Source organism: Psychroflexus curvus, assembly GCF_020164585.1.
GTDB classification, from domain to species: Bacteria; Bacteroidota; Bacteroidia; order Flavobacteriales; family Flavobacteriaceae; genus Psychroflexus; species Psychroflexus curvus.
Window position 1 is genome coordinate 331,705 of sequence record NZ_JAIQZF010000003.1, and the last position, 22,024, is coordinate 353,728.

Annotated in this window: 23 protein-coding genes; 16 read left to right on the forward strand and 7 right to left on the reverse strand. The window is 36.6% G+C overall.

The window, feature by feature from the left end; all coding sequences use genetic code 11:
* Positions 1 to 30: 30 nt before the first annotated feature.
* Genes LB450_RS05950 through gldA form a run of 4 tightly spaced genes read right to left on the reverse strand, consistent with a single transcriptional unit; the run spans position 31 to position 3,657 of the window.
* Positions 31 to 759, reverse strand: coding sequence for a shikimate dehydrogenase family protein (locus LB450_RS05950; protein ID WP_224486942.1), 729 nt, complete (start codon positions 757 to 759; stop codon positions 31 to 33).
* Entirely contained in the window at positions 756 to 1,778 is a 1,023-nt protein-coding gene (locus tag LB450_RS05955; protein ID WP_224486943.1) for a DUF368 domain-containing protein, read from the reverse strand. The genes LB450_RS05950 and LB450_RS05955 overlap by 4 nt, the downstream gene beginning before the upstream one ends.
* Positions 1,765 to 2,700: a DUF368 domain-containing protein gene (locus tag LB450_RS05960; RefSeq protein ID WP_224486944.1), complete on the reverse strand. Its 936-nt coding sequence runs from the start codon at positions 2,698 to 2,700 to the stop codon at positions 1,765 to 1,767. Before LB450_RS05960 ends, LB450_RS05955 begins: the two co-directional genes overlap by 14 nt.
* 57 nt (positions 2,701 to 2,757) lie before the next feature.
* Positions 2,758 to 3,657 carry a gliding motility-associated ABC transporter ATP-binding subunit GldA gene (gldA, locus tag LB450_RS05965; RefSeq protein ID WP_224486945.1) on the reverse strand — a complete coding sequence of 300 codons (900 nt, stop codon included), beginning with the start codon at positions 3,655 to 3,657 and terminating at the stop codon, positions 2,758 to 2,760.
* 147 nt (positions 3,658 to 3,804) lie between these two features.
* On the opposite strand from gldA, the gene LB450_RS05970 reads away from it, so the two are divergent.
* The 7 genes from LB450_RS05970 (at position 3,805) to queA (ending at position 9,310) form a co-directional block, all read left to right on the forward strand.
* Positions 3,805 to 4,884, forward strand: coding sequence for a bifunctional 3-deoxy-7-phosphoheptulonate synthase/chorismate mutase type II (locus LB450_RS05970; protein WP_224486946.1), 1,080 nt, complete (start codon positions 3,805 to 3,807; stop codon positions 4,882 to 4,884).
* Between the two features lie 31 nt (positions 4,885 to 4,915).
* Positions 4,916 to 5,872 carry a ribosome small subunit-dependent GTPase A gene (gene rsgA / locus LB450_RS05975; RefSeq protein ID WP_224486947.1) on the forward strand — a complete coding sequence of 319 codons (957 nt, stop codon included), beginning with the start codon at positions 4,916 to 4,918 and terminating at the stop codon, positions 5,870 to 5,872.
* 1 nt (position 5,873) lies between these two features.
* Positions 5,874 to 6,326, forward strand: a complete 453-nt coding sequence (gene dtd / locus LB450_RS05980; protein ID WP_224486948.1) for a D-aminoacyl-tRNA deacylase — start codon at positions 5,874 to 5,876, stop codon at positions 6,324 to 6,326.
* A 23-nt stretch (positions 6,327 to 6,349) separates the two neighbouring features.
* Positions 6,350 to 6,676, forward strand: coding sequence for a nucleotide pyrophosphohydrolase (locus LB450_RS05985; RefSeq protein WP_224486949.1), 327 nt, complete (start codon positions 6,350 to 6,352; stop codon positions 6,674 to 6,676).
* Positions 6,677 to 6,934, forward strand: a complete 258-nt coding sequence (locus LB450_RS05990) for a hypothetical protein (RefSeq protein WP_224486950.1) — start codon at positions 6,677 to 6,679, stop codon at positions 6,932 to 6,934. It begins immediately after the preceding gene.
* Complete coding sequence (gene aroA / locus LB450_RS05995) at positions 6,931 to 8,151, forward strand: 3-phosphoshikimate 1-carboxyvinyltransferase (RefSeq protein ID WP_224486951.1); 1,221 nt, start codon at positions 6,931 to 6,933, stop codon at positions 8,149 to 8,151. Before LB450_RS05990 ends, aroA begins: the two co-directional genes overlap by 4 nt.
* A 109-nt stretch (positions 8,152 to 8,260) precedes the next feature.
* Positions 8,261 to 9,310 (forward strand): tRNA preQ1(34) S-adenosylmethionine ribosyltransferase-isomerase QueA, encoded by a 1,050-nt coding sequence (gene queA, locus LB450_RS06000; protein ID WP_224487056.1) that lies wholly within the window; start codon positions 8,261 to 8,263, stop codon positions 9,308 to 9,310.
* A 56-nt stretch (positions 9,311 to 9,366) separates the two neighbouring features.
* Here the strand turns inward: queA and rlmH are convergent, their stop codons facing one another.
* Complete coding sequence (gene rlmH / locus LB450_RS06005) at positions 9,367 to 9,840, reverse strand: 23S rRNA (pseudouridine(1915)-N(3))-methyltransferase RlmH (RefSeq protein ID WP_224486952.1); 474 nt, start codon at positions 9,838 to 9,840, stop codon at positions 9,367 to 9,369.
* Positions 9,841 to 9,886: 46 nt separating this feature from the next.
* On the opposite strand from rlmH, the gene nadC reads away from it, so the two are divergent.
* The 7 genes from nadC (at position 9,887) to LB450_RS06040 (ending at position 17,917) form a co-directional block, all read left to right on the forward strand.
* Complete coding sequence (gene nadC / locus LB450_RS06010) at positions 9,887 to 10,744, forward strand: carboxylating nicotinate-nucleotide diphosphorylase (protein ID WP_224487057.1); 858 nt, start codon at positions 9,887 to 9,889, stop codon at positions 10,742 to 10,744.
* A 1-nt stretch (position 10,745) separates the two neighbouring features.
* Positions 10,746 to 11,681, forward strand: coding sequence for a YihY/virulence factor BrkB family protein (locus LB450_RS06015; protein ID WP_224486953.1), 936 nt, complete (start codon positions 10,746 to 10,748; stop codon positions 11,679 to 11,681).
* 4 nt (positions 11,682 to 11,685) lie between these two features.
* A complete protein-coding gene (locus LB450_RS06020; protein WP_224486954.1) occupies positions 11,686 to 12,246 on the forward strand; it encodes a chalcone isomerase family protein in 561 nt (186 codons plus the stop codon).
* 3 nt (positions 12,247 to 12,249) lie between these two features.
* The gene (locus LB450_RS06025; protein ID WP_224486955.1) at positions 12,250 to 12,675 is read left to right on the forward strand and encodes a DUF2147 domain-containing protein; all 426 of its coding nucleotides are present in this window, start codon (positions 12,250 to 12,252) and stop codon (positions 12,673 to 12,675) included.
* A gap of 19 nt (positions 12,676 to 12,694) precedes the next feature.
* Positions 12,695 to 15,157: a replication restart helicase PriA gene (gene priA / locus LB450_RS06030; protein WP_224486956.1), complete on the forward strand. Its 2,463-nt coding sequence runs from the start codon at positions 12,695 to 12,697 to the stop codon at positions 15,155 to 15,157.
* 84 nt (positions 15,158 to 15,241) lie between these two features.
* A complete protein-coding gene (locus LB450_RS06035) occupies positions 15,242 to 16,195 on the forward strand; it encodes a hydrogen peroxide-inducible genes activator (RefSeq protein ID WP_224486957.1) in 954 nt (317 codons plus the stop codon).
* A gap of 195 nt (positions 16,196 to 16,390) precedes the next feature.
* Positions 16,391 to 17,917: a SulP family inorganic anion transporter gene (locus LB450_RS06040; RefSeq protein ID WP_224486958.1), complete on the forward strand. Its 1,527-nt coding sequence runs from the start codon at positions 16,391 to 16,393 to the stop codon at positions 17,915 to 17,917.
* Between the two features lie 388 nt (positions 17,918 to 18,305).
* Here the strand turns inward: LB450_RS06040 and rho are convergent, their stop codons facing one another.
* Entirely contained in the window at positions 18,306 to 20,099 is a 1,794-nt protein-coding gene (gene rho / locus LB450_RS06045; RefSeq protein ID WP_224486959.1) for a transcription termination factor Rho, read from the reverse strand.
* A gap of 170 nt (positions 20,100 to 20,269) precedes the next feature.
* Here rho and LB450_RS06050 point away from each other — a divergent pair, with 170 nt between their 5' ends.
* Both LB450_RS06050 and LB450_RS06055 read left to right on the forward strand, forming a co-directional pair.
* Entirely contained in the window at positions 20,270 to 20,680 is a 411-nt protein-coding gene (locus tag LB450_RS06050; protein ID WP_224486960.1) for a DUF4293 domain-containing protein, read from the forward strand.
* A 215-nt stretch (positions 20,681 to 20,895) separates the two neighbouring features.
* Positions 20,896 to 21,450 (forward strand): manganese efflux pump MntP, encoded by a 555-nt coding sequence (locus LB450_RS06055; RefSeq protein ID WP_224486961.1) that lies wholly within the window; start codon positions 20,896 to 20,898, stop codon positions 21,448 to 21,450.
* 29 nt (positions 21,451 to 21,479) lie between these two features.
* Here the strand turns inward: LB450_RS06055 and LB450_RS06060 are convergent, their stop codons facing one another.
* The gene (locus LB450_RS06060) at positions 21,480 to 21,986 is read right to left on the reverse strand and encodes a metallophosphoesterase family protein (RefSeq protein WP_224486962.1); all 507 of its coding nucleotides are present in this window, start codon (positions 21,984 to 21,986) and stop codon (positions 21,480 to 21,482) included.
* Positions 21,987 to 22,024: the final 38 nt, after the last annotated feature.

Genomic DNA, 22,024 nt, shown 5'->3' on the forward strand with positions numbered 1-22,024 from the left:
TTGGGGGCTAGGGGGATTTAGGGTTCCTTTTTACTCGTTCCAGATTTCCCAGGCCTTTTCAGCTTGAGCTATAAGCATTTGTTCTCCGTTGATGATTTGCGCTCCATTTTCTCTTCCCTGAGCCAAAAAGCTTGTGATTGACGGGTTGTAAATAAGGTCATAGAGCAAATGTCCTTCGTTGATGAACTCATAAGGAATAGGAGGAAATTGATTGACATCCGGATGCGTGCCAAGGGGCGTACAGTTGACAATAAGCTGATGACGTTTTATAATTTCTGAATTTAATTCGTCATAGGTGAAATCACCTTTCTCCTTATCCCTAGACACAAAATTGATTTGATAACCCATGGAGACTAAGGCATGTCTTATAGCTTTTGCAGCTCCGCCAGTTCCCAAAATTAATGCGGAGTCATGATTAGGTGCAATTAGGGAAAAAATAGATTTGGTAAATCCAAACACATCAGTGTTGTATCCAATCATTTTCTTGTTTTCAATCTTTATCGTATTTACAGCACCAATTCGTTCTGCCTGAGAATCGATTTCATCTAAGAAAGGAATAACTGCTTCTTTATAAGGTGTTGTCACATTAAGTCCGGCCAACTCTATCGAGTTGTCGACAATTTGTTTTATTTCCCTGATGTCTTTAATATCATAATTAATGTATTTAGCTTTGATTGCTTCATTGTTGAATTTGGTATTGAAATATGATTTTGAAAAAGAATAATCTATATTTTTTCCAATAAGTCCGTAGGTTGTCATATGTTTTTTGTTTTTCTTAAATTGCCGTACCAGGCAAGGCTTAAAACTATTAAAATTCCTAGTATAATAAAAGAGAAAGCCATCCAAGTATTTAATGAAGTTAGATCTGGCCAGTATCTTACATAATTATCTAAAACAGGATCTCCACTCGAATCTTTTGCAATTGCCCCTGCCTCATTTATTTTGAACACTTTTTCTTTCCATGGCCATACTACGCCCAAACTTCCAGTTATGAAACCAATGATGATGGAAAAGGTGATTTTTTTATAATATTTCAACACATAATTCAAGAGGTGAGATAAGGTGACTAAACCAAAGAGGGAGCCCGCAGTGAACGAACCTAAAACTTGTAAAAGTCTTATTCTTTCTGGGTTGTCAGTAAAGGAGAAATCAAGTTTAGCAACTTCAGCTAATGTGTCGTAAAGGGCGTTGACAGAATCTACTAGCAACAAAACATAATTGCCAAGTAAAATCAGAATAAATGAGCCGGAAAGACCCGGCAGAGTCATACCTGAAACGCTTATGATGCCACAGAAAAACACAAAAAGTAAGTGATCGTTTTCTGTAGCGGGTTTTAAGAAACTTATGCTCAGCCCTGCCACAACACCTATTCCAATAAACAAAATAGTTCGAATAGTTCTGATTTTAAAATCTTTGCCTATGTAATAAATCGAGCCCAATATCATACCAAAAAAAGTTGACCATACATATAACTCGTAATGCTGAATGAGGTAATCCAATAATTTGGATACACTGAAATAACTAAACACCATCCCCAGAATGAGAATGGCCAGGAATCTTGCATTGATGTACTGAAAAAAGCTTTTGAATCTGGCATTGAACAATAGCTTGAGCGACTTCAAGTTTATTTTTTGAAGCGAGTATATGAACTCTTCATAAAAACCAGCAACAAAGGCAACCACTCCACCTGAAACACCAGGCACCTTATTGGCAGCTCCCATGGCAAGCCCCTTCAAAAACAGGAAAATTTTATCACTAAATGTCCTAGTGCTTTGCATTGGAAAGGGGTTGTTTTTCAGCTACTTTTTCTAAAAGCAATATGAGTAAAAATCCTAAAATAGCAGCAATGATTGCAAATAATAGTTGTGGATCCCCCTCAAAATTTTGAGGTAAAACAGAAGTTTCGTCCAAAATGACAACTTTATCTTTTATGATTTCAGAATCCATTATATTTTTCCAGGGCCATATTTTATTTAATGAACCAGCTATAAAGCCTGTTAAGATAGCCAAAGTAATCAATCTAAAATGATTGAAAAGCCATTTCAGTACCCTGGAAAAGCTTAATATCCCAATTATAGCACCGAGCCCCACAAGTCCAATCACTTGAAAATTAAATTCTGAAACGGCTTCCGTAATTGTTTTGTAACCTCCCATCAATACAAGGATAAAAGCCCCAGAGATACCAGGTAGAATCATAGCACAGATGGCAATGGCCCCGCATAACAAAAAGTAAAGTGGATGGTCTATGCCTTGAGCAGGTGTCATTAATGTAATTCCAAAAGCGATGAAAAAGCCTATAAGCGCAAAGACGGTCAACTTTAGAGTCCAACGATCAATTTGTTTACCAACATACCAAACACTAGCCATGACCAGACCAAAAAAGAAAGACCAGACCACAACTGGATAGGTTTCGAGCAAAAAATTGGTTAGCCTCATCAAGGTAAATACACTGATAAAAATACCAGTGAGTAAAGCCAAAATAAAATTCCCATTCAATTGCTTCCACATGTTTCCAAAACCTTCTTTTCTCCAGGTTTTGATGAGGCTTAAGTCTACATTGGCAATAGTGGTGACCAGTTCTTCGTAAATACCAGTAATAAAAGCAATGGTGCCGCCAGAAACACCTGGTACAACATCGGCTGCGCCCATGCCTATACCTTTTAAGCTAATAGTAATGTAGGATTTTAGAGTTCTTTTCATAAGAGAGATGACGTTTTTATGAGTGGATTGGTAGGATATGTAAAGTTCATTTTCAACCTAGGATTCCTTTGTTAAATCGATAAACAAACTTTCGAGATTCTTGTTTTTTTTGTGAAGCTCAATTATTTTTAAGCCTTTATCATGGGCAAAATCAAAGACGTCTGAACGCTTATCCACACTTGTGTTAAAAATGATTTCATACTTAAAGCCTGTTGTGTTTTTGATGTCGATTACCTTGCCTATTTCCTTCAGCGCAACTTCTTCAATTCTGTAATTAAATTCAACTTCAATGACTTGTTGAGAGGGGTCGTTGAGGTCTTCTAGTTTTTTATCAGAAACAATTTTACCTTTGTTAATAATGATGACTCTGTCACAAATCGCTTCCACCTCCTGCATGATGTGAGTTGACAAAAGGATGGTTTTATTTTTGCTTATAGATTTTATCAATTCCCGTATTTCGATAAGCTGGTTAGGATCCAGGCCGGTAGTAGGTTCGTCGAGAATTAAGATATCCGGATCGTGAAGCAAGGCAGCTGCCAGGCCAACCCGTTGCCTGTAGCCTTTGGATAATTGATAAATTCGCTTGTCGATTTCCTTGGTGAGCTTGGTTTGCTTTATAACCGTATCTATTCTTTCTTTTGGACTTTTAAAAATCTTAGCGTGAAAGTTAAGGTATTCTTTAATGTACATCTCCAGATAGATTGGATTGTGCTCTGGTAAATAGCCGATTTGTTTTTGAATATCGGTTTTGGCTTCTGTCAATTTCAATCCGTTGATGCTGGCTTCACCAGAATTTTGGCTAATAAAACCCGTCAGAATTTTCATTAGGGTAGATTTGCCGGCGCCATTTGGTCCCAGCAAGCCCACAACTTCACCTTTTGACATCTTGAAATTAATATCATTCAGGACAAGTTGGTTTTTATATGACTTTGAAATGGACTTAACTTCAATCGACATCTTGAAACTTTTGCTCAAAAATACAAATTATATCTCTTTACAAATTCAGAATAGATTTGTATTAATTTTTTTTTTAATGTCTGTTTCATCTTTAAAAGCAAGTGAAATGGCTTTTTTTATCTGACATTAAAAGTTAATTTTGTAGCCATGGAAAATGATAAAACACTAAGAAATTGGTTAACGGAGATGAATCTGGATCATCCCTTGGTTATTGCTGGCCCTTGCAGTGCTGAAACTGAAGAGCAAGTACTCGATATAGCTCATCAACTTAAAGACTCCGACGCTACGGTTATGCGTGCAGGAATCTGGAAACCAAGAACCCGACCTGGAAATTTTGAAGGCGTTGGAGCTATCGGGCTTGAGTGGCTCAAAAAAGCTAAAAAAGAAACCGGACTGATGATCGCTACTGAAGTTGCCAATAAAACTCATGTAGATCTTGCGCTTAAGGCAGATGTGGATGTCTTGTGGATAGGCGCCAGAAGTACTGTAAGCCCGTTTATAGTACAAGAGATTGCAGATGCTCTGAAAGGAACCGATAAAATTGTTTTGGTGAAGAATCCCGTAAATCCAGATCTGGCTCTATGGCTCGGAGGTGTTGAGCGGCTCTATGCTGCTGGCATCAAAAATCTCGGAGTTATTCATAGAGGGTTTTCAACTTATGAGAAAATAAAATACAGAAATAATCCAGAATGGCAAATCGCTATCGATTTACAAAACCGATTCCCTGATTTACCTATTTTGGTGGACCCTTCTCATATCGCAGGGGCCAGAAATTTAATTTTTGATATTTGCCAAACCGCTTTGGATCTCAATTATGATGGTATGATCGTGGAAACGCATCATACGCCAGACAAAGCTTGGAGCGATGCAGCACAGCAAATCACTCCGGAGTATTTGAAGCAGATGACTATTGACCTGCGAATCAGAAAAAAACATGGAGCCGGAGAGTTCAACGAGAAGCTGAACGTCTTAAGGTCTAAAATCGATATTATCGATAATCAAATCATCGACTTTTTAGGGAAACGCATGAGTGTTGCCGATGAGATTGGTGAGTTGAAAAAAGAAAACAATGTAGCTATTCTTCAGCCTGAACGCTGGAATAATGTATTGAACAAGCTAACCCTGGAAGGAGAAAAACAGCAGTTGTCCAAAGATTTTGTAGAACGTCTTACCAAAGCCATACACGAAGAATCTATTGCGCATCAGCATAAAATTATAAGTCAATAATGAAAACTCTAACCCCTTCAAAACCTAACTTATGAAAGCTGTTGTTTATAAATCTACAGGAAGTTGGTATTACGTAAAAGCTGAGGATGGAGAGATTTATAATTCCAGGATAAAAGGTAAATTTAGGCTAAAGGGTATTAAAAGCACGAATCCCGTGGCAGTAGGGGATCATGTGGAAATTGACACCGAGAAAAAAGGGGACGAGACAATCGGCATCATCAAGGAGATTTACGACAGAAAGAACTACATCATCCGGAAATCGGTGAATTTATCTAAGCAAACTCACATTATTGCCGCAAATATTGATTTAGCTTTTTTACTCATTACACACAATAATCCACCTACAAGTACCACCTTTATCGATAGGTTCCTGGTCACTGCAGAAGCATATCACATTCCAACCGTTTTATTGATTAATAAAGTTGACGCTTACAGCCTTGAAGAATTTGGAGAGATGAAATTTCTCGCAGAATTGTATAGAAATATTGGTTATACCTGTATTGGTATTTCTGCAGAAACAGGCGAAAATATCGATAAGGTAAAAGAACTGATGAAGGATAAAGTAAGTGTTTTTGCTGGCCACAGTGGTGTGGGAAAATCTACTTTGGTGAATTCAATCGAACCTAGTTTGAATATCAAGACTTCAGAAATTTCCGAGCAACATCGGCAAGGGCAGCATACTACAACTTTTGCAGAAATGCACGAATTGCATTTTGGAGGTCAGATTATAGATACACCAGGCATACGTGGATTTGGGGTTGTCGATATCGATAAATATTCGCTTGACAATTACTTTCCAGAATTTTTTGAACTCAAAACACACTGCAAATTCAATAACTGCATTCACATAGATGAACCTAAATGTGCTGTAAAAGCTGCTCTTGCTGAAGATGAGATAGCTTATTCAAGATATAAAAGTTATTTACAGATTTTAGAAGGTGAGGAGGATGAAAGTTTCAGAAAGGACCCTTATCAAGATTTAAGATAAAATGAGAATAATACTACAAAGAGTAAAAAAAGCTTCAGTTGAAATCGATACCCAAATTGCTGGAAGTATTCATCAGGGACTTTTGATTTATTTAGGCGTTGAAGATGAAGACAAACAAGAGGATATCGATTGGTTGGTCAAAAAAGTGACACACTTAAGAATTTTTTCTGATGAAGAGGGGAAGATGAATCTGAACATCAGGGATATAGAGGGTGAATTTCTAATAGTGAGTCAATTCACACTTTACGCCTCCACCAAAAAAGGAAATCGCCCAAGCTTTACAAATGCTGCCAAGCCTGAGTTAGCCAAAAAGCTTTATCAGGATTTTATAGAGACTTTAAAAAGTACTTTGGTAGCCAATATTCAGACCGGAAGATTTGGAGCCAATATGCAAGTAGCTTCTGTAAATGACGGGCCACTCACTTTTATCTTAGATTCAAAGCAAAAGGTATAACACAGTATATAAAATCATAACACATGAATATAAAAGACGCTCAGCTTGCAGTAGATGACTGGATAAAAGAACATGGTGTACGCTATTTCGATGAGCTTACCAATATGGCTCAACTTACAGAAGAAGTAGGGGAAGTGGCAAGGATTATTGCCAGACGCTACGGGGAGCAGAGCGAAAAAGAAAGCGATAAGTCTAAAGATCTGGGCGAGGAACTTGCAGATGTAGTCTTTGTTGTTTTATGTTTGGCAAACCAAACAAGTATCGATTTGCAACAAGCATTCGATAAGAAACTGGACATAAAAACAAAACGCGATCACGATCGTCATCAAAATAATAAAAAACTCAACTAAATGTTTCAACGCGTAATTTCTACTAAAGGCTTCTGGCGATCTGTTACTATTTTAGCCATTGGGTTTATTTTCATATACAACATCGTCGACCTTTGGTTTGCCTATGATTTTGAATGGTCAGCGTACTTTGAAAACAGATTATCTCAAGAAAATCTGCTGAGATTTTTTGTCGCTAACATAATGAGTGGTTTTGTTTATGGTTTTGTAGTGACTTATTTAAAATTTAGAGGCAACATCAAAAAAAATGATGCTCAATGAAACTAAGATTTTCACTTCCTAAAACAGAGTATTTTCAATTTGATATTACGGGTTCCAAAAGTATTTCCAATAGATATCTTATTTTGGCAGCTTTATTTTCAAATTTAGAGTTGAAGGGATTGTCGAATAGCGATGACACTCAGGTTCTTCAAAAAGCGCTGTCAAAACCACTTGAAGAAACCAAAGAAATCGATATTCATCACGCAGGTACAGCTATGCGATTTTTAACGGCCTACTTATCCACTCTTCCTCAGGTTGAACTTGTGCTTACGGGAAGTCAGCGTATGCAGGAACGACCAATTGGTATTTTGGTGGAAGCCCTTAGAAATTTGGGTGCAACAATTGAATTCGTAAAAAATGAAGGGTTTCCACCTCTGAAAATTTCAGGAAGATCCTTTCAGAAAGAACACATATCCATTTCAGCAGACGTGAGCAGTCAGTACATTACAGCTTTGATGCTTATCGCTCCATCGTTAAAAAACGGATTGACTATAAATTTAGAATCCAAAGTCACTTCTAAGCCTTATTTGAAGATGACCGCTCAGGCTCTTGAATCTGTAGGAGTTCAGGTTGATTTTGAAGTTAACTCTATCAAGGTTTTTCCCAAAAGACAGATTCAGCCCACTCAAATTTCTGTAGAATCTGACTGGAGTTCGGTATCTTATTTTTATAGCTGTTTAGCACTAATGGAGTCTGGAACAATGGAGATCTCTACTTTTTATAAGGATAGTCTTCAGGGCGATTCTAAGGTCGCAGAGTTTTATAAGCTTTTTGGAATTGAAACTCAGTTCAAAAAAGAATTGATTCAACTTTCAAAAGTTGAAAATTTTAAACTTCCGCAAAAAATCGAATTGGATCTCAATGACACCCCGGATTTGGCACAGACGATTGCAGTAAGCTGTTTGGGACTAGGTGTTGAGTGTTTTTTAACTGGCCTTCATACCCTAAAAGTTAAGGAAACCGACAGATTGGTTGCCCTTAAAACCGAAATTGAAAAATTTGGTGCTGAGGTAATTATAACCGATGAATCTTTACATTTAAAACCAGGTTCGGGATTAAATTCAGAAGTAAAGATAGAAACCTATCAGGATCACAGGATGGCTATGGCCTTTGCGCCTTTAGCTATAAAAACCGATTTGGAAATCTTGAATCCTGAAGTGGTGTCCAAGTCTTTTCCAGACTTTTGGGAGAAAATGAATGTGCTGGGTATCCAGTAAAGACAGCGATTGACCTGTCATAAAGGTAAATAAACTATAAATTACTTGACAACGCCTATCTCGCGGTCGTATATTTGCACACTTTTAAAAAAACAAGACTATTATGGGAATGAAACTTTCACAATTCGAATTTACTTTACCTGATGACCTTTTGGCAGAATTTCCGTCGGAGCACAGAGATGAAGCCAAATTAATGGTAGTAAATCGTAAAGATGGTTCTATTGAGCACAAAATGTTTAAAGACGTTATTAATTATTTTGACGAAAAAGACGTCATGGTGTTCAATAATACCAAAGTTTTCCCAGCAAGATTATACGGTAACAAAGAAAAAACGGGAGCGAAAATTGAAGTTTTCTTATTGAGAGAACTCAATCCTGAAACACGTCTTTGGGATGTACTTGTAGACCCTGCACGAAAAATAAGAATTGGAAACAAACTCTATTTTGGAGAAGACGAAAGCCTGGTCGCCGAAGTTATTGACAATACGACCAACAGAGGGAGAACATTGCGTTTTCTTTATGATGGGTCTTACCAGGATTTCAGAGATAAATTGACAGAGCTAGGTCAGACGCCTCTTCCTAAATACATCAAACGGGATGTAGTCCCGGAAGATGCTGAGCGTTACCAAACGATTTATGCCAAAAATGAGGGTGCTGTTGCTGCGCCTACGGCAGGACTTCACTTCTCAAAACACCTTTTGAAGCGCCTTGAAATTAAAGGGGTTGATTTTGCAGAAGTGACTTTGCACATTGGTTTAGGTACTTTTAACCCGGTAGAAGTTGAAGATTTGTCTAAACACAAAATGGACAGTGAAGAAATAATGATTGACAGCAAAGCGACCAGCATTATCAACAAAGCGAAATCTGAAAAACGAAGAATTTGTGCTGTAGGGACTACAGTGATGAGAACGTTGGAAAGTGCTGTAAGCTCCAATCACAGATTGAATGAATACAATGGATGGACTAATAAATTCATTTTTCCTCCTCACGATTTTAGCATAGCCAACTGCATGATTACCAATTTCCACATGCCAAAATCTACTTTATTGATGATGATCTCCGCATTTGCAGGCCATGATTTGATGGAAAAAGCCTACAAAGAAGCGATAAAAGAAAATTATAAGTTTTACTCTTACGGCGATGCTATGCTGATTTTGTAGTCATTGAATTTAAAATTAAGGGAGAAGCTGGCTTATGTGATGTAAGTCAGCTTTTTTTATTCGTGGTGGTAAGGAAGATTCCCTAAAATGGTGAAGGCTCTATACAATTGTTCGGTAAAAAACAACCGAATCATTTGATGAGAAAATGTCATTTTGGAAAGCGATAATTTTTGATCGCCTCTGGCATAGACCTCCGGGGAAAACCCATAAGGGCCGCCAACGACAAAGACAAGATTTTTAAGACCAGAATTCATGCGTTTTTGTAGCCAGTTCGCCAACTTGGTTGAGGTGTATTCATCGCCATTTTCATCAAGAAGTACAACAAAATCCGAGGTTGAAATCTGTTTTAAGATAAGGTCTCCTTCTTTTTCTTTTTGCAGCTCAAACTCCATATTTTTTCTTTTCTTGAGATCAGGAATAATGGAGATTTTAAAATTCACAAAATGCGACAGTCGCTTTTTGTAATCATGGATTAAGACATCCAAATGGCGATTATCTGTTTTGCCAACGAGGATTAAGGTGATGGTCATCTGTATAAAAAGTTTAACTTTGTTTGAGACAAAAATAGAGAACCAAATGATTAGCGAAAAGCGATTGGCAGAAGAAATACAAATCATTATTCAGAATGCGATAAGAGAAGATGTAGGCGAAGGAGATCATTCTAGTTTAGCTTGTATTCCAAAGGAGGCCACAGGCAAAGCTAAATTACTTGTAAAAGACGAAGGGGTTTTGGCTGGTGTCGACTTTGCGAAGCAGGTTTTTGATTATGTGGATTCCTCTTTGAAAGTGGAAGTACTTATGAAAGACGGGGATATCATGACTCACGATGATATTGCTTTTTATGTGTCCGGTTCTAGCCAGTCTATATTAAAAGCAGAGCGAGTGGTGCTAAATGCCATGCAACGCATGAGTGCTATTGCCACAAAAACTCATCAGTTTTCCAGCTTGCTTGAAGGATTTAAAACTCAAATTTTGGACACGCGTAAAACAACACCAGGTTTTAGAGCTTTGGAAAAACAGGCAGTTGAAATTGGAGGGGGTGAAAACCACAGATTCGCCTTGTATGACATGGTCATGCTAAAAGATAACCACATTGATTTTGCAGGAGGCATATCAAAAGCCATACAAAAAACAGTAAGTTATCTTGCAGACAATAGATTAGATTTGAAGATTGTAGTGGAAGCAAGATCACTTTCAGAGGTCAAAGAAATCTTACAATCTGATGGGGTTTATAGAATTTTACTTGATAACTTTAGTTTTGAAGATACCAAAGCCGCTGTAGAGCTTATCAGCAGGAAATGTTATACAGAATCCAGTGGTGGCATTACTTTGAATAATGCCAAGAACTATGCCGAATGCGGAGTCGATTTTATCTCCAGCGGAGCGCTCACGCATTCGGTTTATAATTTCGACCTAAGCCTAAAAGCTGTATAAGATGGCTGCTGAAATTAGCGACACACTCAAAAAAATCCCGGTAATTTCTAGAATTGCTTTTTGGTTAAATCAGAAAGACCTGCCTGGTTGCGAGGGATTTACGCTTTACGATTTGTTCAGTTTATATACACGGGGTATTATAAAAGGAACGTTTTCTACCAGAGCAAGCGCCATAGCTTTTAGTTTTTTCATGGCTATTTTCCCCTTTTTACTTTTTATTCTGAATTTGATTCCATTCGTTTGGTTTATCGATAATTTTCAGCAAGAATTACTCAATTATCTCGAAGACCTGCTCCCCCCGCAGACTTCTGGCATGTTTCAGGATATTTTTTATGACATTGCAAACAACCCTAGAGCTGGATTGCTTTCTTTTGTTTTTTTACTCTCTATTTTTTTGATGTCCAATGGGGTAAACGCTATTTTCACAAGCTTTGAATTTTCCTATCACACCCAAATCAACAGAACGATTATAAGACAGTATATGGTTGCTGTAGGAGTCGCTATTATTGTTGCCGTTTTATTACTAATAGCAGTTATAGCAACGGTTTACTTGAGTTTTCTTATTGACCAATTTAAGAGTATAGGCGTTGTTGGAGATTCCCTTTTGCTTGCTAAATATGGCCGTTTTGCGATTTTAATTCTTGTACTGGTATTTGGAATTTCTACCTTGTATTACTTCGGCACTAAAGAAGGTAAGAAAACCCGGTTTTTCTCCTTAGGTTCATTTTTTACAACAATATTAATTATACTAACCACCTATCTGTTTTCCATTTACGTAGAAAATTTTAGTGCTTATAATAAACTATATGGTTCTATTGGTGCCTTATTAATACTCATGTTATATATTTGGTTGAACTCAAATATCCTTTTACTGGGTTTTGAATTAAATGGGTCACTTTATAATCTTAAACAAAAATCTCAAACTTTAAAAAATTAAACTTATGAAAACAACCTTTTTTATGATTGTAGCTTTATTTGTGGCTACGACCTCTTTTGCCCAAACTGAAATTGCAGGAGTTCAACTTCCAACTACTTATGAAATTGGTGAAACCCAATTAAGCCTTAATGGAGCTGGAGTGAGAGAGAAATTTTGGATGGACATGTATGCTGGAGGGCTTTACACTGCCAAGGAAATGAATGATGCTGAAAAAGTTATGAATGCAGATGCTCCAATGGTCATTAAACTTCATATCGTGTCCGGGTTAATTTCCAGTGACAAAATGAGTTCTGCTGTAGAAGATGGCTTTGAGAATTCTACAGAAGGCAATATGAAAGCTTTTAGAGTAAAAATCGATAAATTTAAATCCTTCTTTTCTGAAGAAATTACCAAAAATGATGTCTTTGATATCACTTATATACCTGCAAGAGGCGTGGTTGTTTTCAAAAATAAAAAAGAATTAGGTACTATCGAGGGTTTAGATTTTAAAAAAGTATTATTCGGGATATGGTTCTGTGATAAGCCGGCAGATAAGAACCTGATGAAAGGCATGTTAAATATATAAATCATGAGATTTTTAGTCTTTTTTATAGGTTTCCTTTATGGAAACCTTGTTTATTCTCAGGAAGTTTTTTCAGAATGGAAAACGATAGATGATGATTCAGGAGTTGCTAAATCTATTGTTGAAATTTATAAGAAAGACGGAGAGGTATTCGGGAAAATTAAAAGAATTCTAAGAGAAGATAAAAGAGATATACGTTGTACAGAATGTAAAGGTGATTTAAAAAACCAAAAAGTAGAAGGAATGGTTATTTTGAAAAATCTTACAAAAGATGGTGATGAATACATTGGAGGTAAAATAACAGATCCCGAAAACGGCAAAACCTACGATGCCAAGATTTGGGTTGAAGAGGATAAACCCAATACCTTGATGGTGAGAGGTTATGTAGCCTTTTTTTACAGAACTCAGGAATGGAAGAGAATTGAGGATTAAATCATAATACATTATTTTCATGCCTTTCTATATCGATGTCATTGTCCCCTTAGCCTTAGACCAAAGGTTTACCTATTCAATTACAGATGAAGAACGTGAACTTATAGAAGCAGGTATGAGAGTGGCTGTTCCCTTTGGCAAAAGAAAGGTGTATACAGGCATTGTTGCTCATATTCACGCCAAACCCCCGCTGCGATACGAAGCTAAGCCTATAGAGGAAATACTGGATAAAACACCAACAGTTTCAGCACATCAACTCAAACTCTGGAGGTGGATGGCAGGCTATTATCTTTGCACAGAAGGAGAAATTTTAAGGTCTGCATTGCCAAGTGCGCTTTTGATTGAAAGCGAAACTGTTATTGAACCTCATCCCGATTTTGACCTTACCTTAATAGATGAGGATCAAAATTTAAATGATAGCGAATACCTAATTCTTCAGGCACTTCAGAAACAAAGCTTGTTGAAAATAAGCGAAATCACTCTCATTCTGGATAAAAAGGCTATTTTTCCAGTCATCAATGCTATGGCTGAAAAAAGATTGATTCTTATCAATCAGGAGCTCAACAGACAGTATAAGCCTAAACTACAAAAATATATTAAACTTGCCGATCACTATAGTTCTGAAATGGAACTCCCACATCTTTTAGAAGGTCTTGAAAGAGCCAAAAAGCAAAAACAGGCTTTATTGAAATTGCTTAGTCTCAAAGCTCAGACTCAAAAACCAATTTCTGCTAAAGTTCTTAAAGAAGAAGCCGGTGTTTCTGATGCGGTGGTCAAAGCATTGGTAGATAAATCGATTTTTGAAGAGTATTACATAAAGAAAGATAGAATTCAATACGACGGAGACTCATCTCCACATACAATCACTCTTAACGCATATCAAACCAAGGCTTTAGAAGAAATTGAAGAAGGCTTTGAGGAGCTTCCTGTTTGCTTGTTGCAGGGTGTTACCTCATCTGGAAAAACTGAAATTTATATCAAGTTGATTGAAAAGGCAGTCCAGGAAGGTAAACAAGTTCTTTATTTATTACCAGAAATTGCACTTACCACGCAGCTTATTCAGCGTCTGCAAGATTATTTTGGGGATGAGGTTTTGGTATATCATAGCAAATACTCCGTTAATGAAAGAGTTGAGGTTTACAGGCACATCCTCGAGGATACAAAAGGGAAAATTGTAATCGGCGCGAGATCTTCAATTTTTTTACCGTTTCAAAATCTTGGATTGGTTGTGATAGATGAGTCTCATGAGAGCAGTTTTAAACAATTTGATCCTGCTCCTCGTTATCATGCCAGAGATACGGCTATTGTGTTAGCTTCACTTTTCGATTCGAAAACTTTATTGGGAACAGCGACTCCAAGTATCGAAAGCTTCTATAACGTAAAACAAGGTAAATATGCTTATGCGCAACTCAGCAGGCGGTTTGGGGATGTTGTTCCTCCAAAAGTAGAATTAGTCGACTTGAAAGATCAGCAGAGAAAACATAAGATGACAGGTCATTTTTCTGAAACCCTCATCAATGCTATAGAGGAGACCCTGAAGGAAGGTCAGCAGGTCATCCTTTTTCAAAATAGAAGGGGATATTCACCAATTTTAGAATGTAATACCTGCGGATATGCTCCCCAATGTCCCAATTGTGATGTGAGTTTAACTTACCATAAACACAATAACACATTGAGGTGTCATTACTGCGGGTACCATATCGCTATGCAAACCAAATGTATGGCCTGCAGCTCCACCGATGTAACGACCAAAGGTTTTGGGACAGAACAAATCGAAACTGAATTGAATTCGCTGTTTGAAGATAAAGTGATTAAACGTATGGATCTGGACACCACTAGGGGAAAGTATGCTTATGAAAAAATAATCTCTTCTTTTGAAAATAGAGAAATAGACATTTTGGTTGGAACTCAGATGCTGACCAAAGGTTTGGACTTTAGACATGTCAAGCTTGTAGGAGTCATGAATGCGGATAGTTTACTGAACTTTCCAGATTTTAGAGCACATGAAAGGAGTTTTCAATTGTTGGTCCAGGTAGCAGGGAGGGCTGGGAGAACAGCGGAACAAGGACAAGTTCTAATTCAAACTTATAATCCCTACCATAGAATTTTACAGCAGGTAACAACCAACAGCTATAATGAAATGTTTAAGGAACAATTGGATGAACGAAGGCATTTCAAATATCCCCCTTTGTTTAGAATGATAAAAATCAGCTTCAAATCCAGAGACTTGAATAAACTTAATGAAGCATCAGACTGGCTTGCCCTGTATTACAGACAAATTTTTACAACCAATGTGTTAGGACCAGAATTTCCAGGGATATCACGGATTAGAAATGAATATCACAAGAACATTCTGATCAAAATACCACAAGAGCAATCTTTAGCTAAAACCAAATCTTACGTAAAAAAAGGTGTAGATAAGTTTAAATCTATAGCTCAATTCAGGTCTATTAAAGTGGTAACAAATGTTGATCCCTATTAATATTCTCTTCATTAAATCATAATAACAGCTTATAGAGTTATATGCTTCTCTAATAGTTTGTATTTTTGAGACAAATCATGAAAAATGACTATCACGCAACTTACGTATGTGCTTGCAGTAGCTGAGTATAAGAATTTCACCAAAGCCTCAGAAAAGGTTTTTGTCACACAGCCTACTTTAAGCATGCAGGTTCAAAAGCTTGAAGAAGAATTGAACGTAAAGATTTTTGATAGAAGCAAAAAACCAATCAAATTAACTCCGGTAGGTGAGAAAATAATTGAACAGGCAAAAAATATTGTCAACGAAAGCGTACGAATTCAAGATATAGTCGATCAGCAAAAAGGCTTTGTGGGTGGCGAGTTTAAGTTGGGAATAATTCCAACAGTTATGCCGACTTTGCTCCCTATGTTTCTAAGAAATTTTGTCAAGAAGTATCCTAAAATCAATTTAAAGATCGAAGAACTTCATACAGAAGCTATCATAGAGAAACTTATCGATGGACATTTAGACGCAGGTATTGCTGCCACTCCACTGGAAAATGAAAAAATAAAGGAAAAACCTCTTTATTACGAGCCATTTATGGCCTATATTCCGGAACAACATAGATTATCAACTACCAGGGACATAACAGCCGAAGATTTAGATGTGGACGAAGTGCTCTTGCTGGAAGACGGACATTGTTTTAAAGACAATATCCTTAATCTGTGCAAGAGTGTACAAAATCTGCCTGATCAGCGTAAATTTTATCTGGAAAGCGGGAGCTTTGAAACCCTTATCAAATTATCTGATGAAGGCCTGGGAATGACTTTATTGCCTTATTTACATACTCTAGACTTAAAAGAAGGCAAGCTTAAAAATGTCAAATTTTTTAAAAAACCGTATCCTTCACGAGAGATAAGTTTGGTTCATCATAAGAATGAATTGAAATCCCATATCATCAAAGCTTTACAGGAGTCAATCAACTCCATCGTTAAAGCCGCAATTCAATTTCAGGATATTGAGATCATCAGCCCTTTAAATAAAATCAAAGGCAAATAAACAACTGAATACTAGCTGTTTGTGATTTTGTCTGTTTAGATTAAAAAAAAGTAATTATTACTCTGTTTGTTATAGTTTATCCTCTACATTTGCAAACTTTAACAAAACATATTACCGTTAGTTTATAGCAGGATTTAGTATTCTTCTTTTCTCACTGTAATTCAACACAGAGATTATTAAATTTTAAACAAACAGATGAAAAAGTTAATTAATTTATTCGATTTTAAACAAAAAGTAGATTACAAGAATGAAGTTTTGTCAGGCTTGACTGTTGCTTTAGCCTTAATTCCAGAAGCTGTGGCTTTTGCTCTTATTGCAGGTTTATCTCCGCTCACTGGATTATATGCTGCATTTGTTGTCGGACTTGTCACCTCTATATTTGGTGGTCGACCAGGTATGATTTCTGGTGCTACTGGTGCCATAGCTGTTGTGATAATCGCATTAGCTGTAAGTCATGGACCTGAATATATTTTTGCAACGGTTATTTTGGCCGGAATTATTCAGTTTTTGGCTGGTGTCTTAAAACTTGGTAAACTTATGCGACTGGTTCCACACCCCGTGATTTTTGGCTTTGTGAATGGTTTGGCTATTATTATTTTTATGTCCCAACTCGATCAATTTAAAGACGGTGATGGTAATTGGTTAACTGGCGATTCTCTATACATAATTTTAGGTTTGGTTCTACTAACCATGCTTATCATTTGGGGTTTACCCAAATTGACCAAAGTTATCCCTGCATCTTTAGTCGCCATTCTTGTGGTGTTTGGTGTGGTTATAGGTTTTGGTATCGACACTAAAACCGTTGGAGATATAGCTTCTATAAAAGGAGGTTTCCCACCATTTAATATTCCTGATATTGCTTACACTTGGGAAACTTTTATGTTGATTTTACCTTATGCAGCTATTGTTGCTGGTGTTGGTCTCATCGAAAGTTTATTGACTTTAAATATCGTAGATGAAATCACAGAAACACGTGGAAAAAGTAATAAAGAAGCCGTAGCTCAAGGTGCTGCAAATATCTTCTCTGGTTTCTTTTCTGGTATGGGTGGTTGTGCGATGTTAGGTCAGAGTTTGATCAACGTTTCAAATGGTGCTAGAGCAAGATTGTCTGGTATTGTGGCTGCTGTTTCGCTTTTGGCCTTTGTGTTATTTGGATCAGGTATAATAGAACAACTTCCGATGGCTGCTTTAACAGGACTTATGATTATGGTAGCTGTTGGAACCTTCGAATGGGCAAGTTTGAGAACATTCAATAAATTTCCAAAAGCAGACATTGTAGTGATGGTTCTGGTTGCAATTGTTACTGTGTTCTTACATAATCTAGCGCTTGCTGTTTTAGTTGGTGTTATTATTGCTGCACTGGTATTTGCGTGGGAAAACTCAAAACGAATTAGAGCCAGAAAATACGTCGATGATAAAGGTATCAAACACTATGAAATCTTTGGCCCTTTATTTTTTGGTTCAACTGAAGTATTTGATTCAAAATTTGATGTGGCAAATGATCCTGATGAAGTCATGATAGATTTTACTGAAAGTCGAGTTACTGATATGTCGGCAATAGAAGCTCTAAATAAACTGACCGAACGCTATCATAGGTATGGCAAAAAAGTCTACATCAGGAATTTGTCCAGTAGTAGCCATAAAAAACTTATCAAAGCTGATAAAGTGATCAATGTTAATATTGTTGGAGAGCCAAGAAAACCTAAGGTTGTTGAAAGTTAGATTTATTTAACCTTGCGAATCAAAAATATTTTTCAATAAATTTGTGGTTATTGAATTTTAATCACTACGAATTTTGGCTTCTTCTTAGGCTATATTGTGAATATATCCTTTAGAGCTTATTGAGTAACATATATTGTAAGATTGGATATTAACCTCTTTCCACCTAGCGCTGGCCTGACTTTGTCTGCAGACAGGCGTCACGCTCCTGCTTTGTGGCTATAAAGAATATATTCAGAAACAGAGAACTTTAAATAAAATAAGATTAAGCCGAATATTTAAATACCATAATTCAAACTAAGTTTGATAGGAGGGAATTTACAGAGTTTTAAACATTAAAAATCCCCATTAGAATTTCTCTAATGGGGATTTTTTTGTTGAAGAAAAAATCTTATCCATTCATGGACATTAAAAACTCTTCGTTAGATTTAGTGTCTTTTATTCTTTGATTTAGAAATTCAATAGCTTCTATAGGATTCATATCTGCTAAGTATTTTCTCATGATCCACATCTTCTGAATTTGATCATCACCGAGTAAAAGATCGTCTCGTCTTGTACTGGATGAAGTTAAATCGATAGCAGGGAAAATTCTTCTGTTGGCAATTTTTCTATCCAGTTGAAGCTCCATATTCCCCGTTCCTTTAAATTCCTCAAAGATAACTTCGTCCATTTTAGAACCTGTATCTGTCAATGCTGTTGCTATTATAGACAGTGAGCCACCGTGTTCGATATTACGGGCAGCACCAAAGAATCGTTTTGGCTTATGTAGTGCATTAGCATCTACACCACCACTTAACACTTTACCACTGGAAGGCTGAACTGTGTTGTAAGCTCTAGCCAGACGCGTGATAGAGTCTAATAAGATGACAACATCATGACCGCACTCTACCAGACGCTTGGCCTTTTCTATAACTAGGTTGGCAACGCGCACATGTTCATGAGCTTCTTTGTCGAATGTAGAAGCAACCACTTCACCTCTTACATTCCTTTGCATGTCTGTAACTTCTTCCGGACGCTCATCAATCAATAAAACGATTTGATAAACCTCAGGGTGGTTAGCCGCTATTGCATTGGCAATATCTTTTAACAACATGGTTTTCCCAGTTTTTGGCTGAGAAACAATCATACCTCTTTGTCCTTTTCCAATAGGTGAAAACAAATCGATGATTCTTGTAGAAAGTGTGCTTTGCTTTTCAGCTAATTTGAACTTTTCCTGAGGGAAAAGTGGGGTCAAATGCTCAAAAGAAACACGATCTCTAACGATTTTAGGATCTAATCCGTTTATTTTTTTTATTTTAATCAAAGGAAAATACTTCTCTCCTTCTTTTGGGGGTCTTACTTCACCAAGAACTGTATCACCAGTTTTCAAACCAAAAAGACGAATTTGTGACTGAGACAAATAAATATCATCCGGAGACGATAAATAATTATAATCTGAAGATCTTAAAAATCCATAGCCATCCTGCATTAAATCTAAAACGCCTTCACTTTCGATGATGGAATCAAACTCGAAGTCTGGATCTTTGTACTTATTACGGCTGTCTCTGTTTCCATTTTTGTCGCTAGACTTATTCTCATTCCTGGATTTAGGATGTTGTTGTTTTGGATTTTGAGATTTCTGAGCAGGAGGGTTTTTGGTGTTATCCTTAGTAGGATGGTTATGTTGAGGAACCTTCTTTTCTTTAGGTTCTTTATTCTGTTGTGTTTGCTTGGCTGCTGGCTTCTTTTCCTGAGCAGGCTTTTTATTCTGAGCAGACTTTGGAGAAGGTTTCGCTTGAGAATTATCTGTTTCATCAGGTTTTGGTTTAGCTTCTTCTTTTAAATTATCGCTAGACTCGAACGGGTTCTTAGGCGCTTTTTTAGGCTCTCCTTTTTGAACTCTTTTTCGAGGCTTTTTTGAAGCTTGATTTTCTTTACCAGAGTTCTTTTCTTTAGATGGTTCTGCCGATTTTTGTTTTTGAGGAGAATCAGTATCCGAAGAGTTTTCTTTAGGAGTAGAAGCTTGTCCTTCATTTTCTTTGCTAAGAATTTCTTTCATCTTTTCAGGATTAGCAGCTTGATAGTCCAAAATCTGGTAGATGAGGTCTAATTTTTTAAGACTTCTAAATTTTGGAACTTTCAATTCTTTTGCAATTTCTTGTAAGTCTGAAAGTTTTCTAGACTTTAGTTCAATAATTTCTAACATTGATATTTTTTGAAATTAAATAGTTTCGAGGGAGATTCGAATTTAAATTGATGATTTTTAAACGCTTAGGAAAGCGCAAGTCCGAAGACATTGCAATAATACAACTTTATTTTATTTATGAATATCAATTCTTAAATATTCTATTATTTTTGCTTTTCAATACTTAAGAAATGATACAAAGAATCCAAAGCTTTTACCTGGTTGTTGCTATTTTGCTCAATGGAGTGCTTAGTTTTTATTTTCCCTTGTGGCTAACTTCAGAAAATGTGGAAATTTATGCTTTATCTCAACCTGTAGCTATATCTTTGTTTTTATTATCTGTTCTTATTTCAATCATAAGTTTATTTTCATTTAAAAAAAGAAAACGTCAATTCGTTCTTGGACGAATTAATATCATATTGAACTTTGTTTTAGTAGGTGTTTTCGCGTATTGGACGCTAAATTTACCTGGAGAGATGGATATCTCGGAGAAGGGTATTGGGATGCTTCTTCCTATACTATCTATCGTTTTTATTGCTCTGGCCAACAAGGCTATCAAGAAGGACGAAGATCTTGTAAAATCTGTGGACCGATTGCGATAAACCTGAAATCTTAGTAATGTTAGTGCATGAAAACCCCGAGGAGCCACTCGGGGTTTTTTGCGTTTAAACTTTGAAGTTATTCACTGATATAAGTAGGACAGATGTACTTTATTTCAAAAGCGATGGTCTACTGCGCCGGATTTTCTTGAGAATGTTACGAACTAATATCTTCTGTATTGTTTTTTGTTAAATGAAGAAGACCTTAAATTTGAAAAATGGATACGATTAATCTTATACTTCTCGGAATCGTTATTGCCTCAAACAATCTCTCTTTTGCCTTTGGTTTGGGAGCTTTGGACATTAGTAAATATCACTTAAGAATAGTTCTGATTTTTACACTTGTGGAATTTACCATACCCCTCGTAGGCTTGTTTATGGGGCAATATGTAAGTTTATTTATAGAAAATTATGCCGATTTTATAGGAAGTTTGATTTTGGTTGGCCTTGGTGTATATGTCATTTTTTCTTTTTCAAAAACTAAAAAAGAAATAGAAAACACTCTGGAATATATCATTTCTATAAAAGGTTTAATATTGATTGCCTTAGGTCTTAGTTTAGATAACTTGTTGGTGGGTTTTAGTCTCGGCCTTGGGGAGGTGAATCCTCTGAAACTTGCAGGTTTTATTGGTTTTTTTTCTGGCTTGTTTTCCTTTATTGGACTTAAGACAGGTAAGTTTATCAAAAATAAAAGCGGAAATTATATCCAAGTATTTGCGGGTATAGTCCTGATTTTACTTGGAGTCATCAATTATTTTGGGATGCCGCTTTAATCACTTAAGGTTCAACTACAGGATGGGTTTTACTGCTGCCCTCTTTTTCCAAAATCAATTACCTCCAATTCTTTAATCTTGCCTTTATCCAAAACAAACTTCAGCATAGTTCTTTTTAGATGAAAACCATGAATTCCCACAGCTCCAGGATTCATGTGAAGCAAACCTAATCCTTTATCATTCATCACTTTTAAAATATGGGAATGCCCACTGATGAATAATTTCGGAGGATTTAATTTGATTTCATCTTTAACTTCTCTGCTGTACCTGTTGGGATAACCGCCAATATGCGTCATCCATACGTCTACACCTTCTAAAGTGAAACGCTGATTTAAGGGAAACTCGCTTCTCAACTCATGACCATCTATATTGCCATATACAGCTCTAAGGGGGGTGATAGCCTTTAAGGCGTCAGATACACTTTGGTCACCGATATCACCAGCATGCCAAATCTCATCTGCTTTGGAGGCCCAGTCCAAAATTCTGTCATCTATATAACTGTGGGTATCGCTTAAAAGCAAAATAGATTTTGCCATCTTTTTTTTTGAAGCAAGATAAATAAAGCTTTAGGTTT

Bases quoted from the DNA above. Each gene is read 5' to 3' on its own strand.
- LB450_RS05950 (WP_224486942.1), bottom strand. From the start codon at position 759: ATGACAACCTACGGACTTATTGGAAAAAATATAGATTATTCTTTTTCA.
- LB450_RS05955 (WP_224486943.1), bottom strand. From the start codon at position 1,778: ATGCAAAGCACTAGGACATTTAGTGATAAAATTTTCCTGTTTTTGAAG.
- LB450_RS05960 (WP_224486944.1), bottom strand. From the start codon at position 2,700: ATGAAAAGAACTCTAAAATCCTACATTACTATTAGCTTAAAAGGTATA.
- gldA (WP_224486945.1), bottom strand. From the start codon at position 3,657: ATGTCGATTGAAGTTAAGTCCATTTCAAAGTCATATAAAAACCAACTT.
- LB450_RS05970 (WP_224486946.1), top strand. From the start codon at position 3,805: ATGGAAAATGATAAAACACTAAGAAATTGGTTAACGGAGATGAATCTG.
- rsgA (WP_224486947.1), top strand. From the start codon at position 4,916: ATGAAAGCTGTTGTTTATAAATCTACAGGAAGTTGGTATTACGTAAAA.
- dtd (WP_224486948.1), top strand. From the start codon at position 5,874: ATGAGAATAATACTACAAAGAGTAAAAAAAGCTTCAGTTGAAATCGAT.
- LB450_RS05985 (WP_224486949.1), top strand. From the start codon at position 6,350: ATGAATATAAAAGACGCTCAGCTTGCAGTAGATGACTGGATAAAAGAA.
- LB450_RS05990 (WP_224486950.1), top strand. From the start codon at position 6,677: ATGTTTCAACGCGTAATTTCTACTAAAGGCTTCTGGCGATCTGTTACT.
- aroA (WP_224486951.1), top strand. From the start codon at position 6,931: ATGAAACTAAGATTTTCACTTCCTAAAACAGAGTATTTTCAATTTGAT.
- queA (WP_224487056.1), top strand. From the start codon at position 8,261: ATGAAACTTTCACAATTCGAATTTACTTTACCTGATGACCTTTTGGCA.
- rlmH (WP_224486952.1), bottom strand. From the start codon at position 9,840: ATGACCATCACCTTAATCCTCGTTGGCAAAACAGATAATCGCCATTTG.
- nadC (WP_224487057.1), top strand. From the start codon at position 9,887: ATGATTAGCGAAAAGCGATTGGCAGAAGAAATACAAATCATTATTCAG.
- LB450_RS06015 (WP_224486953.1), top strand. From the start codon at position 10,746: ATGGCTGCTGAAATTAGCGACACACTCAAAAAAATCCCGGTAATTTCT.
- LB450_RS06020 (WP_224486954.1), top strand. From the start codon at position 11,686: ATGAAAACAACCTTTTTTATGATTGTAGCTTTATTTGTGGCTACGACC.
- LB450_RS06025 (WP_224486955.1), top strand. From the start codon at position 12,250: ATGAGATTTTTAGTCTTTTTTATAGGTTTCCTTTATGGAAACCTTGTT.
- priA (WP_224486956.1), top strand. From the start codon at position 12,695: ATGCCTTTCTATATCGATGTCATTGTCCCCTTAGCCTTAGACCAAAGG.
- LB450_RS06035 (WP_224486957.1), top strand. From the start codon at position 15,242: ATGACTATCACGCAACTTACGTATGTGCTTGCAGTAGCTGAGTATAAG.
- LB450_RS06040 (WP_224486958.1), top strand. From the start codon at position 16,391: ATGAAAAAGTTAATTAATTTATTCGATTTTAAACAAAAAGTAGATTAC.
- rho (WP_224486959.1), bottom strand. From the start codon at position 20,099: ATGTTAGAAATTATTGAACTAAAGTCTAGAAAACTTTCAGACTTACAA.
- LB450_RS06050 (WP_224486960.1), top strand. From the start codon at position 20,270: ATGATACAAAGAATCCAAAGCTTTTACCTGGTTGTTGCTATTTTGCTC.
- LB450_RS06055 (WP_224486961.1), top strand. From the start codon at position 20,896: ATGGATACGATTAATCTTATACTTCTCGGAATCGTTATTGCCTCAAAC.
- LB450_RS06060 (WP_224486962.1), bottom strand. From the start codon at position 21,986: ATGGCAAAATCTATTTTGCTTTTAAGCGATACCCACAGTTATATAGAT.